This is a genomic window from Mesonia phycicola, assembly GCF_900141885.1.
Lineage (GTDB): Bacteria > Bacteroidota > Bacteroidia > Flavobacteriales > Flavobacteriaceae > Mesonia > Mesonia phycicola.
Genome location: NZ_FQYY01000007.1, coordinates 116,408 through 129,492 on the forward strand (window position 1 = coordinate 116,408; position 13,085 = coordinate 129,492).

Sequence of the window (13,085 nt, forward strand, 5' to 3'; positions counted from 1 at the left end):
TTATCTAAAACCTATCAAATTGTCTGCAAAAAAAGCCGCAAAAGTTACTCCGTTAATGAAACAGTACAACACAATAAAAGTGAAGTACCCAGATGCATTATTGTTATTTAGAGTAGGAGATTTTTATGAAACCTTTGGAGAAGATGCTGTAAAAACGGCAAAAATTTTGAATATAGTGCTTACCCAACGTAATAACGGTGGGGAGCGTAAAGAGTTGGCAGGTTTTCCTCATCATTCTTTAAATACGTATTTACCTAAGTTGGTAAAAGCAGGAGAAAGAGTGGCTATTTGTGATCAGTTAGAAGACCCAAAACAAACTAAAACTATTGTAAAGCGTGGGGTAACAGAGTTGGTTACACCAGGAGTAGCGCTTAACGATGAAGTTTTGCAGAGTAAAACAAATAACTTTTTGTGTGCTATTCATTTTGGTAAAAAAATGAATGGTATTTCTTTTTTAGATGTGTCTACCGGAGAGTTTTTAACCGCACAGGGAGATGTAGAGTATTTAGATAAATTATTGCAAAATTTTAATCCGAGTGAGGTTTTAATTCCGAAGAAATTTAAAAAACAATTTGCAGAGCAATTAGGTCAAGATTACCATACGTTTTATTTAGAAGATTGGGTTTTTAAACCAGATTATGCTTTTGAAACTTTACAAGAACATTTTTCTGTAAGCTCTTTAAAAGGTTTTGGTGTAGACCACTTAGAAGAAGGCGTGATAGCCTCTGGGGCAATTCTTTATTATTTAGGAGAAACCCAACACCACCAGCTAAAACATATAACTTCTATTTCTAGAATTGCAGAAGAAGAATATGTGTGGATGGATAGGTTTACTATACGTAATTTAGAGTTGTATCATGCAAATGCTCAAAATGCAGTTACTTTATTAGATGTAATAGATAAAACTATTTCTCCTATGGGAGGAAGAATGTTAAAACGTTGGTTGGCTTTACCATTAAAAAATACAGAGAAGATAGCCAAGCGTCATGAAGTGGTAAGTTATTTTTTAAATAATCATTCGCTTCAACAAAAAGTACAGCAACAAATAGAAAAAATAGGAGACTTAGAGCGACTTATCTCTAAAGTAGCGACACAAAAAATTAACCCAAGAGAGGTTGTTCAGTTAAAAAATTCTTTAGAAGCTATTATTCCTATAAAAAAAGAGATTTCAAAATCTAATAATGATCCCTTAAAAGTATTAGGTGAAAATTTACACGGTTGTGATTTGCTTCGTCAAAAAATATCAGAATGTTTAGCAGAAGAAGCTCCTGTAAATATTGTGAAAGGAAATGCTATTGCTACAGGTTTTTCTGAAGAACTAGATGAGTTAAGAAAAATTGCATTCTCAGGAAAAGATTACCTAGATAAAATGCTGGAACGAGAAGTAGAAGCTACTGGCATTACAAGTTTAAAAATAGCTAGTAATAATGTGTTTGGTTATTATATAGAGGTAAGAAACTCTCATAAAAGCAAAGTGCCAGAAAGCTGGATACGTAAACAAACCCTAGTAAATGCAGAGCGCTATATTACAGAAGAGTTAAAAGAATATGAAGCTAAAATTTTAGGAGCAGAAGAAAAGATACATGTTTTAGAGCAAGAGATTTTTCAGAAATTAATTATTTGGATTAACGATTATATAAAATCTGTACAACAAAATGCTAACCTAATTGGTAGGCTAGATTGTTTATGCGCATTTGCTCAATTAGCATTACAAGAAAATTACAGTAAGCCAATAATTACAGATGGTTACCATTTAGATATACAAGATGGAAGACACCCTGTTATAGAAAAGCAATTACCAGTTGGAGAGGCTTATATCACAAATACGATACAATTAGATAGAGACGAGCAGCAAATAGTAATGATTACTGGGCCAAATATGAGTGGTAAATCTGCTATTTTAAGACAAACAGCTCTAATTGTACTTTTAGCACAAATGGGAAGTTTTGTGCCTGCAAAATCTGCAGAAATAGGTTTAGTAGATAAAATTTTTACTAGAGTAGGAGCTAGCGATAACATTAGTATGGGGGAGTCTACCTTTATGGTAGAAATGAATGAAACTGCCAACATTTTGAATAACATATCAGATCGTAGTTTGGTTTTGTTAGATGAAATAGGTAGAGGTACCAGCACCTATGATGGTATTTCTATAGCTTGGGCAATTAGTGAGTACTTACACGAGCATCCTGCAAAACCCAAAACTCTCTTTGCTACACATTACCATGAGTTAAATGAGATGACGCAAACATTTAAACGTATTAAAAATTACAACGTATCTGTAAAAGAGCTGAAAGATAATGTACTATTTCTGCGTAAACTGGTGCCTGGAGGAAGCGAACATAGTTTTGGTATTCATGTAGCTAAAATGGCAGGTATGCCACAGCAAGTTTTGCACCGAGCCAACAAAATACTTAAAAAGCTAGAAAAGTCTCACGGAAGCGAAGAATTGAGCGGAAAATTAAAACAAGCCACAGAAGAAGAGCCACAACTAAGTTTTTTTAAATTAGACGATCCGTTGTTAGAAGAAATAAAACAAGAAATATTATTAACTGATATAGATATACTTACGCCAGTTGAGGCTTTAATGAAGCTAAATGAAATAAAGCGTATGCTAATGCCTGCAAAAGAAGAAGTGAAAAAAAAGTAAATTTTTTTTCAAAAAAAGTTGTGTGGTAGGTAGAAAAAGAATACATTTGCAACCGCATTTGAGTACAAACGTTCTTAAACATAAACTTAACGCGAAAATAGCTCAGCTGGTAGAGCGCCACCTTGCCAAGGTGGAGGTCGCGGGTTCGAATCCCGTTTTTCGCTCTGAGTAGACAAGTCTAAATATCTTATGAAAATATATAGGCTCGGGTGGTGGAATTGGTAGACACGTTGGACTTAAAATCCAATGAACATTAGTTCGTACGGGTTCAAGTCCCGTCCCGAGTACAAGAACCCTCTTAATCTTTTGATTTTGAGGGTTTTTTATTTTGTATAGGTTACGGTAATTCTGTTTTTAAATCTAAAAACATTTTTTATTTCTATAAATTTTAAGAGTACAGGGAAAAATATTTAATTAATTGCATAGTTTTCTAAGAGCAATTGCTTTACATTTTACTTTTCTTATTCAGAAAGAAATAAAGCTTCATTTACAACGTAATCAAAAAACCTGATACTTTTTCATGGTTTTAGCTAAATGGGTGTTCTACAAAAATATCGGGGTGTATTAATAGTAACCAGCCCTTAGGTTTATGTATTCTGATATATTTCAATTTTCAACACTTGATTAGGGGAAATAAAAGATGAAGTCTCTTCATTAAAATACTATTTCTTTTGCATGTAATTAAATTTTCTATTTCAGTTTTTCATTTTAAAACCTTGTGAAGTCGCTAAAGGTTGATTTTTCTGTAAGGCAATTTGAATAGTATCTATCTTTACTTTGGCATAGTTGGTTATATCTATTTCTAGAGGTAAGAAGCTTTCGTTGGCTTCGCTAATTTACACTCATTAAATATTTTTCACTTTTTTGATAATCTGGCTAAAAAGTAATTTGATTAATTGTTAAAATACTGATTTCAAGTTAGCTATAGGAGTGAGGTATAAAGCAAAAAGCCAACTCTAGAGAGTTGGCTTTTTGCTTTAAATTTGGTTTTGTTAACTAAATTGTAGGTAATAATTCTTGTAAACTCTCTAAAGTAATGGGTTTAACTACGTAATTTTTTATTGCAGAAAACTTTTTAGCTTTATCTCTATCTTCTTGTGTCTCTGAAGAAGTAACTAAAAATATTTTTAAAGTTTCAGAAATATCTATTTTAGTGATTTCTTCTAAAAACTGCCATCCGTCCATTACAGGCATATTAATATCTAGAAATATAATATCTGGAATTGGTTTTTTTTCTATTAAGATTACACTTAAATGATCTAAAGCTTCTTTTCCGTTTTTAAATATTAAAAATGTATCACAAAAACCTGTGTATTGCATCATTTTTTTTGTGCCAAATACAAAGATTGGATCGTCATCAATAATACAAGCTAATTTAATTTTTTCTGCCACTATTTTTTAAATTTTATTATAAACTTAGAACCTTTGTTAACTTCACTCTGTACATCAATAGAACCACCCATGGCTTCAATTTGATTTTTTGTGATAAATAAGCCAATACCTCGTGATTCTTTATGATTATGAAATGTTTTATACATTCCAAAGATTTTAGATCTATGCTTGTTTAAGTCAATACCAAGTCCGTTATCTATTACTTGTAAAGTTACAAATTCGTCATCTATAAATGTTAAAATTTGAATGATTAATTTTCTGTTAGGTGATTTATATTTGATAGCATTAGAAAGTAAGTTAAGCAAAACACTTTCTAAATATGCAGGAATAGCCTTTATGTTTAAATTCATATCTACTTCTAAATGCATTCCAACATCTTCAAGTTTAATTAAGGCTGATAAGCTTTCTATAGTTTTAGATATATACTTATATAAATTAAGAGATTGAAAGCTTTTCTTGTCTGAAGTATGTACCATAACTACTTCATTTAAATGCTTAACCGTATCAGATAGACTATCTACGGCTTGAGAAAATAGAGGTATTAATTCATTTTCATTCAACTCCGGATACTCAATATTTATTAGTTCTAGTAACATTTTTAAGTTACCAGAATGGCTTTTAAGGTTATGCGATACTATGTGAGCAAAGTTTAAAAGACGTTGATTTTGATCTTTTGTAATATTGAGGTAAGAGGTTAACTCTTGTTTACTTTTATATTGATCGGTTAAATCTATTACTTGACCTAGAAGTTGTATAGGTTGCTTATTTCTATCTAGAATTGAGCTTAATACAAGAAAAGCATAAGCAGTTTCTCCATTTTTTTTAATATATCTTTTTTCAGTAGAAAAACTTTTAACTTCTCCTAAAATAAGCTTTTGCATACCTTTAATAGAAGTTTGTAAATCATCTGGGTGAGTAAAATCTTTAAAAGTTAGGTTTTTTAATTCACTAATGGTGTAACCCAATGTTTTTGCTAATCCTTTATTAACCTTTATAATTTTTCCGTCCAATTCACAAATAACAATACCAATACTTGTATTTAAAAATATATCGTTAGTGATTTGAATTTGCTTATCTAATTCTTGTTGTTTAATTTCTGTGTCATCAATATCTTGAAATAAACCGTATACAGATGTACATTTGTCTTTCTCAAATACAGGAATACCAATAGCTCTTACCCATTTAGTTTTATTGGTTGCTGTGGTTATTTTCAACTTTACATCAAAATTTATTTTTTTCTCAATGGCTTCGTTAAGGCTGTGAGTTATTAGCTCTCTAGAATAAGGGTCTTTATAAAAATTGATAGCTTCATTTACATCGCAGGTATAGTTTTGGTCTACTTCATGAATTTTTTTGGTAACATCACTCCAATAGACAGTATTATTAGCAATGTTTAACTCCCAACTACCCATTTTGGTGTGAATAGCTGTTTTCTGAAGAAGATTTTTGTAATCTTGAAGATAAGGCATGGTGGGGTGTTTTATTATAACTACGAGAAGAATACAGCCATAGTTTTATTTTAAAAACAACTTTTTTAATCAGATGTTTTTAAGGCAATTGGCATAATTACAATTACAAACATAATAAAATATTCTAAAGCATTTAGTAGCATAATAAATGGTATTAAATTTATGTGAATTTAACTTTAGAATAGCTCGTGGTAACTTTAAATCGATATTAAGTTTTAAAGTGTCGACGAATCATTAAAATGGTAAGATGAAGCGAATTTAATAAAATGTTATTTGTTTGTAGATAATTGTTCTATCACTCGCTCCGGGTAATCTGTAATTATACCATCTACTTGAAATTTTATCATTTCTTTTATAGCTTCTGGTTGGTTTACCGTCCAAGGAATAAGTTTCATATTTAACTTTTTAACCTGATTTACATATTCTTCATTTAAAATCATTTTGTAAAACGGACTAAAAATATTTGGAGTAAAACTTAATAAATTTAAGTTCTCTTCTAAAGATTTTTCTTCTACTAAATAAGATAGTTGTATTGCAGGATACTTTTTATGTAATATTTCTAATATTGCAGGATCAAAAGATTGTAAAATCACTCGGTTAGTGAGTTTCTTTTGTTCTATCACTTCTGTAACTAATGTAACAAATTCTTCTGGTGCAGGTTGAGATTTGTGATATTCTATTGCTTCAGATTTAATTTCAATATTATATTGAATAGAATCTATTTTTTCTTCTTTTAAAAAATCTTCTACAGTATCTAAAACTTCAGAAAGTAATGGTTTGTATGTTTTTATTTTTTTTTGCTGAAGAAAATTAGGGTTGCCTTTAGAGCCGCTATCAAATTGCTTTATTAAATGATAAGGCATTTTATATAAATTAAAAGACAGTTCTTCTTCTTTGGTAATTTCTTTCCCGTTGGGCTGAAGCATATATAAAGAAGACATAAAAGGCTCGTGAGATACTACTACCTTATTATCTTGAGAAATAACCACATCCATTTCTAGAACATCTACTCCTTTTTTTAAAGCACTTAAAAAAGCAGGAATACTATTTTCAGGAAAATTACCTCTATCTCCACGGTGACCTTGAACTTGAATTTTCATATTTATTTTTTTATAGATGAAATATAATTATAAATAATTTCTAAAAATCATGTGTTGATATGCGGTTTGTAAATCTTGATATTTCTGTTGAATAATATTAGTTTTATGTAAAACCTGCATGCCTAATTGAGGAATTATTTTACCCACTTCAGAATAATTGAAATCTGCCAAAGCTCTACCAGAATTAATTACTTCTTCTTCGTTATTTTCTTTGTTATTAAGATGGTTTTTCCAACTTTTATCTAAGTTGGTGTAAAAATGTAATATTAACTCCGCTTGTTTTTGCTGAAAGGTGTCCATTTTTTCTACTAAATAACTATAGCGTTGTGGTTGGTGTTTTTGCCAAGTATCTTTTTTTTGAGCGATAAATTTTTCAATTTCAGCACATAAACCTTGTGTTATACCACTAATTACTGGAGCAAAACAAGCCATTGCAAATGCTAAAAACGAGTAAGAAGAAATAGGATACTTATTTTGTCTTGGAGCTTTCTCTAAATCAAAAAAATAATGATTAGGGATAATGGCTTTTTTAGCAACAATAGTGTGGCTACAGGTTAATGGTAAGCCAATAGCATTCCAATCTTTTTTAATTTTGCCTAATTTGGTAGGGAGTATAAAGGCAGTAATTTTATTGTTTTTTTGTACTACAGCGGTAAATAGTGAAGCTTGTTCTGAGCCACTACAATAATTCCATTCTCCGCTAATCAAAAAATTTGAACCTTGTTTTTCTATAGAAGAAGTAGGTTTACCGCTACCTGCGACAAGAGCTTCTGGAGGAGAGAAAAATTTTTGAGCTGTTTTTGGTTCGCAATAATCAGCAAAATAAGCACCGCCAACCCCAATACCCAACAGCCAACCCCAATTAGAATCTAATATTGAGGCATTTTCTATAATTTTAGCTCCTTTAGTTAAAGGTAAAGCTAGGCCGTTATAGTTTTCAGGTAAAAAAAGCTTGAATAATTTTTCTTGGTAATGTGCTTGAAGCGCTTCTGTAGAAAGTTTACCTGTTGGTTTTACATTTTCGCTTATAAAGAATTTAGAGAATTCACTCTGGTGTTTAAAAATCCAATCTTTGTCATTGTTTTTAATGGCGGCGATGGCATTTTTCCACATAAAAGAAATTTATTTAGAAGTGTCTTTTACAACAATTTCTGTTTTAATAACCTCTTGCTGAATAATTTTTTGTTCTTCTTTTAAGTTTTTAATTAGTAACTCTACCGCTTTTTCTCCAACTTTTTCTGGAAACTGATTAATATAAGATACTCTAGGGTATTGTAGCTCATTATGGTTTTTATCTACATAACCAATAAGTGAAATTCTATCTATTAACGGAATATTATTTTTGGCTATAGAGGCGTTAGAAATTAAAGTAGACTCAATATCTGCTCCTAAAATAGCGTCTATTTTAGGTAAAGAAGTATCTGTTATTCTGTCTTCTATTTTTTTACGAAGCTCTTCTAAATTGTGTTCTTCTATAGTTTCTCCGTTTAAAGAAGCTTCTCCTTCTATAAAAGTATTAAAGGTTCTTCTTCTGGTTTTACCTACAGATAGCCAACCAATAGAAGATACAAATAATATATTTTTTGCTTGTGTAGATTGAAAGTGAGCACAAGCTTTTAAAATACTTTGGTCATCATCTACAGAAACAGAATTAAAATTTAATTCTTTATGAATTCTATCAAAAGTTACTAGAGGGGTAGTTTCTGCTATATTTTTAAAATGATTAAATTCTTTTTCTACAAAAGTTTCTTCACAAGGGCAAACAATAATACCTTCTACCATTCCATTAGATAAAATGTTTAAGCTTTCTCTTTCTTCTTTTAGTTTTTCACCAGTAAAAAAGGTGATAATACGGTACCCATTTTTTTTAGCGTGTACTTCTATATTTTTTAAAACTTCTGCTAAAAAAGAGTTTTGTATATCTGGAATAATAACCCCAATATTAAAAGTAGATTGATTTTTTAAACTTACTGCTATGTGGTTAGGTACATACCCGTAAAATTTAGCCAATTCTTTTACTTTCTTTTTTGTTTTTTCGCTAATTTCTGGACTATCATTCATTGCTTTTGATACGGTAGATACAGAGACCATTAAAATTTTTGCAATTTCTTTGATGGTTATTTTTTTCTTCATAGCTAATCAATACTTTAAATCCAGAATAGTTAATCTCCAAAAATACTAAAATCAATTTTTATAATATGATTTATATGTTATTTAAGTGAAATATTAATGTTATAAAATAAGCGTAATACATTTCTTGTATGATGAATTTGATTTACTTTCGCAAAAAAATAAGCTTTTTAAAAACTTTGTTTTGAAAAAATGATACGTCATTCATTATTTCAAAAGTAATTATTGTTTGAAAAATGGATGTATTTATTAATTTATATAAAACCTTATTTCCTTTTTTATTGTGTATTCCTATAGGTTACATTATAGCGAAGAAAAATATAATTCCTAAAAATATAGTATCTAAACCTTTACTGTATTTTTTTGTGCCTGTATTGGTAATAAATCATGTGTTAGAAGCTTCTGTAGAAAATTTAACTATTTTACCTATTTTATCTTTTGCTTTATCGCTAGGTATGATAATACCTGCAGTTTGGGTACACAAAAAAATTGCAAAAAATGAAAGTAAAAGCTTATTAAAAAGTGCTTTTTCTTTTTACAATTTAGCTTTTTTTGGAATACCAGTAATTGATGCTCTTTTTGGTAAAGACGCTATTACAATACTAATTTGTATTTATTTAGGTGGAGCTCTTTATGGAAATGTAATAGGTTATTTTCAGGTAGCAAGAACAAGGTATAGTGCCAAACGTGCTATTACAGAAATATTTAAAGTACCTTTTATATATGTATTTGTTTTAGCAATTGTTTTAAAAGTTTCTGGGTTTCACTCTCCAGAAGAACTAAAACCTGTAGTAAGTGTATTTGGACTTATAGTATCTGTCGCTGGTATGTTAATTATCGGTATTAATATTCAGCAAGTAGATTTTAAAGCTTTAAATTGGGGGTATTATGCAAAAATATTAGGAGTAAGAATGGTGGCTTCTGCTTTAATTATGCTTGTTTTATTAGGTCTTGAAAGAGTTTTTTATAACGGGTTGAGTTTAACTGAAACTAAAGTGCTAATTATACTACCGTTTTTTCCTATTGCAGCTAATTTAACCGTGTTTGCTTCGTTTTTAAAATCTAATGAGAAACAATCTGCATTGTTAGTTTTGCTTTCTATGTTGTTAGCATTAATTGTGGTGCCGTTAGTAGCAATGTTCTTTTAAATTAATTTGTGCCTGGCTTTTTTTGAACAGCCCTTTCTATTTTATCTTCGCCTAGTTGTATAGCTTGGTTAGTTTCTTTTACTTCTTTTTTAATTATTTCTTTAGTTTTTTTAGCAGCAGTTTTTATTTCAGTGCTAATTTTTTCTGTATTCACTTCTGTTTTTTCTCTACAAGCAACAGTGGTAATTGTTAACAGAAATACATATAATAGTATTATATAATGCTTCATTGTAATAGTCTTCCATTTAATTAGCGGTAAAATTAATACTTTTACACTCTAGTTTTAACCATATGAAGTTACTTTACGTATATATTATTTTTCTTTTTTTTCATGTTAGTTATTCTCAAGAACTTCCACCAATATTAAATATCTCTTCAAAAGAATATTCTGCAGGAAATCAAAACTGGATGATAACCCAAGATGAGAGCCAGCAAATATATGTTGCTAACAATTTTGGATTGTTAAGTTTTAATGGTGAGCAATGGAAATTACATAAACTGCCTTCTGCGTCTTACCTGAGATCTGTAAAGTATACTAAGGGAAAAGTTTTTTCTGGTTCTTACATGGATTTTGGTTATTGGCAAAAAGATAATACTGGAGATCTATTTTACACTAGTTTAAAAGACTTAGTAGAAGTTCCTTTTTTAGATGGAGAACAGTTTTGGCACATAGAAACTGTAGATAATTATGTGGTCTTTCAAAGTTTAAGAAGGTTGTATAGTTATAATCTAAAAACCAATAAAGTAGTGGTAATGGCTGCTAACTATGCAATTTATAATCTTTTTAAGTCTGATAATAAATTATATTATCAAGTAGCTGAAGAAGGTTTGTATGTGATAGATAATGGTGAACGTCGTTTGGTAGTAGAAAATTCAGAAATAAACAATCAGATTATTGTTGGTTTATTTAAGTATTTAAATGAAGATTATGTGGTTACTAGAAATAGTAAAATATTTAAATTAAGTAATAAGCGTTTGTTTGCTGTAAGTTTTCCTGATTTAAATTTTGCTTCTGATGAAAGTGTCTTTACCGCCAATTTAATTAATGATAAAATTCTAGCATTAGGTACCATAGGTAACGGATTAAAGCTTTATAATTTTGAAGATCAGCATTTAACTCATTTTAAGCAACCAAGTATTTTAAATAATACCATATTATCTGTCTATTGTGATTCTCAAGGCAATTTATGGTCAGGTTTAGATAATGGTTTGAGTGTAATTAATTTAAATAACAAGGTTCAAATTTTTTCTGATATATACGGAGAAATAGGAACTGTTTATTGTAGTTTAAAACATAACGGAATTTTATACTTAGGTACTAATCAAGGCTTGTATGCTAAGAATTATGAAGAGAAAGGTCCTTTTAAATTAATCCCAAAAACTAGCGGACAAGTTTGGACTATTCAAATAGTTAAAAACAATTTATTGGTAGGTCACAATAAAGGAACTTTTTTAATTGAAAATTTTTCTGCAGAGCATATTTATGAAGGCTCAGGTACTTGGGATATTGTACCTTATGGAGACCGTATTTTGCAAGGTCATTATAACGGATTGTCACTAGGTTTACTAGAAAATAATAAAATTACTGCATTTAAAAATTTAAGCAATTACTCTTTATCTTCTAGAAATATCATTATTAGAAACAATAAAGAGATTTGGGTAGGTCATGATCATAAAGGGATTTTTAAGCTAAAAATAAACAACGAAGAAGCTAATGTTGTAGTGGAAAAAAGTTATGAGTTTAACTCTCCAGGAGGAACCGGTACAACCATTTATAACTTCAATAATGAGTTATATGTTTCTACTAAAGATAGTGTATTTAAATATAATTCTACTGAAGATGCTTTTTTTCAAGCAGATAATTTCAATAAACTGTTTAAAGATACCAAGAGAATTACTGGTATGTCTAAAGTAATAGAGACTAATTCTTGGTTTGGTTTTGGGCACGAATATGTTTATCAAGTTTCTAAAGATGCATTTCAAGGAGATTTAACACTTACAAAAATTCCTATACCATCTAGTTTGCGAGGTATAACCACCGGTTTCGAAAATATCTCTTATTTAGGAGAAAATAAGTACTTAATAGGCTCTAACTTTGGTTTTGTAATATTCACTTTACCATTTAATCAACCAGCTTTACCAGATTTAAAAATAAATTCTGTTAAGATAGCAACTAAAACAAATGAATTTCAATCTATTTCTGTTAACTCTAATTCAATAGAATTACCCTTTCAAAAGAACTATATAAATTTTTCATACGCTATCCCAAACTTTAATTTATTAAATGTGGTAAAATATAGCTATAAGTTAAAGGGTTATAATGAAGAATGGTCTTCTTGGTCAGACAATAGTGAAGCAAGCTTTAAAAATTTACCTTATGGTGATTACGCCTTTTCAGTAAAAGCAAAACTTAACGATGAAAATTTAGAAACTCAAGTTTATACATTTTCAATTTTAAAACCTTGGTATTTATCCACACTAGCAATTGCTGTATATATTTTAATTTTTCTATCCATTTTATGGAGTACTCACGTTTTGTATAACCGTTACTATTCTAGAGAGCAAGAAAAAATAATAGAAGAGAACAAAGAAAAACTTAAGATGCAGCAACTATCTGCACAACAAGAAATTTTCACTTTAAAAAATAAACAATTGGTGACAGAAGTAGAGGCTAAAAATAGAGAATTAGCTGCTTCTACAATGAATATTATAAAGAAGAATGAGTTCTTATCAGATTTGAAAAATAAATTAGATAACTCTAAAACAGCAAAAGATATTGAAGAGGTTATTTCTATCATCAATAAAAATATTGCAGAGAAAGATAATTGGAAATTATTTAAAGAAGCATTTGATAATGCAGATAAAGACTTTTTAAAATCAGTAAAAGAAAAACACCCTAACTTAACAGCTAACGATTTAAAACTCTGCGCATATTTAAGATTGAATTTAACTTCTAAAGAAATAGCTCCAATGCTTAATATCTCATTAAGAAGCGTAGAGATTAAGCGATATCGTTTGCGTAAAAAGATGGAATTAGATCACGAGCAAGGTTTAACCGAATATATTCTGTCTTTTTAAACCTCAACAGTAACTCAAATTACTACAACATTACCACAACATTTGTGTAATCTATTGGTTTTCAGGTGAAAAATTAAAAGAATGTTAATAATTGTGAATTACTAATTTTTAAGGGGTTATA

General features: G+C 29.5%; 9 protein-coding genes and 2 tRNA genes. 5 read left to right on the plus strand and 6 right to left on the minus strand.

What is annotated here, in order from left to right:
• Window positions 1–55: 55 nt before the first annotated feature.
• From mutS to BUC03_RS11510, 3 genes are all read left to right on the plus strand, one after another.
• Window positions 56–2,647 carry a DNA mismatch repair protein MutS gene (gene mutS, locus BUC03_RS11500; RefSeq protein ID WP_073152317.1) on the plus strand — a complete coding sequence of 864 codons (2,592 nt, stop codon included), beginning with the start codon at window positions 56–58 and terminating at the stop codon, window positions 2,645–2,647.
• Between the two features lie 91 nt (window positions 2,648–2,738).
• A tRNA-Gly gene (locus BUC03_RS11505) sits at window positions 2,739–2,811 on the plus strand.
• A 39-nt stretch (window positions 2,812–2,850) separates the two neighbouring features.
• A tRNA-Leu gene (locus BUC03_RS11510) sits at window positions 2,851–2,934 on the plus strand.
• Between the two features lie 709 nt (window positions 2,935–3,643).
• Here BUC03_RS11510 and BUC03_RS11515 read toward each other — a convergent pair.
• The 5 genes from BUC03_RS11515 to BUC03_RS11535 form a co-directional block, all read right to left on the minus strand.
• Entirely contained in the window at window positions 3,644–4,039 is a 396-nt protein-coding gene (locus tag BUC03_RS11515; protein ID WP_073152075.1) for a response regulator, read from the minus strand.
• A complete protein-coding gene (locus tag BUC03_RS11520; protein ID WP_084112927.1) occupies window positions 4,039–5,508 on the minus strand; it encodes a sensor histidine kinase in 1,470 nt (489 codons plus the stop codon). Before BUC03_RS11520 ends, BUC03_RS11515 begins: the two co-directional genes overlap by 1 nt.
• Window positions 5,509–5,777: 269 nt before the next feature.
• On the minus strand, window positions 5,778–6,608 hold the full coding sequence (locus BUC03_RS11525) for a glycerophosphodiester phosphodiesterase family protein (protein ID WP_073152078.1): 831 nt from the start codon (window positions 6,606–6,608) through the stop codon (window positions 5,778–5,780).
• Window positions 6,609–6,635: 27 nt separating this feature from the next.
• Window positions 6,636–7,721 carry an acyl-CoA dehydrogenase family protein gene (locus tag BUC03_RS11530; protein ID WP_073152081.1) on the minus strand — a complete coding sequence of 362 codons (1,086 nt, stop codon included), beginning with the start codon at window positions 7,719–7,721 and terminating at the stop codon, window positions 6,636–6,638.
• A 9-nt stretch (window positions 7,722–7,730) separates the two neighbouring features.
• Window positions 7,731–8,741: a LacI family DNA-binding transcriptional regulator gene (locus BUC03_RS11535; protein WP_073152084.1), complete on the minus strand. Its 1,011-nt coding sequence runs from the start codon at window positions 8,739–8,741 to the stop codon at window positions 7,731–7,733.
• A gap of 233 nt (window positions 8,742–8,974) precedes the next feature.
• Here BUC03_RS11535 and BUC03_RS11540 point away from each other — a divergent pair, with 233 nt between their 5' ends.
• Window positions 8,975–9,886 (plus strand): AEC family transporter, encoded by a 912-nt coding sequence (locus BUC03_RS11540; RefSeq protein WP_073152087.1) that lies wholly within the window; start codon window positions 8,975–8,977, stop codon window positions 9,884–9,886.
• A gap of 1 nt (window position 9,887) precedes the next feature.
• On the opposite strand, the gene BUC03_RS11545 is transcribed toward BUC03_RS11540, so the two are convergent.
• A complete protein-coding gene (locus BUC03_RS11545) occupies window positions 9,888–10,115 on the minus strand; it encodes a hypothetical protein (RefSeq protein WP_073152090.1) in 228 nt (75 codons plus the stop codon).
• A gap of 62 nt (window positions 10,116–10,177) precedes the next feature.
• Between BUC03_RS11545 and BUC03_RS11550 the strand changes: the two genes are divergently transcribed.
• The gene (locus BUC03_RS11550; RefSeq protein WP_073152093.1) at window positions 10,178–12,964 is read left to right on the plus strand and encodes a triple tyrosine motif-containing protein; all 2,787 of its coding nucleotides are present in this window, start codon (window positions 10,178–10,180) and stop codon (window positions 12,962–12,964) included.
• Window positions 12,965–13,085: the final 121 nt, after the last annotated feature.

Bases quoted from the DNA above. Each gene is read 5' to 3' on its own strand.
- mutS (WP_073152317.1), top strand. From the start codon at position 56: ATGAAACAGTACAACACAATAAAAGTGAAGTACCCAGATGCATTATTG.
- BUC03_RS11520 (WP_084112927.1), bottom strand. From the start codon at position 5,508: ATGCCTTATCTTCAAGATTACAAAAATCTTCTTCAGAAAACAGCTATT.
- BUC03_RS11525 (WP_073152078.1), bottom strand. From the start codon at position 6,608: ATGAAAATTCAAGTTCAAGGTCACCGTGGAGATAGAGGTAATTTTCCT.
- BUC03_RS11530 (WP_073152081.1), bottom strand. From the start codon at position 7,721: ATGTGGAAAAATGCCATCGCCGCCATTAAAAACAATGACAAAGATTGG.
- BUC03_RS11535 (WP_073152084.1), bottom strand. From the start codon at position 8,741: ATGAAGAAAAAAATAACCATCAAAGAAATTGCAAAAATTTTAATGGTC.
- BUC03_RS11540 (WP_073152087.1), top strand. From the start codon at position 8,975: ATGGATGTATTTATTAATTTATATAAAACCTTATTTCCTTTTTTATTG.
- BUC03_RS11545 (WP_073152090.1), bottom strand. From the start codon at position 10,115: ATGAAGCATTATATAATACTATTATATGTATTTCTGTTAACAATTACC.
- BUC03_RS11550 (WP_073152093.1), top strand. From the start codon at position 10,178: ATGAAGTTACTTTACGTATATATTATTTTTCTTTTTTTTCATGTTAGT.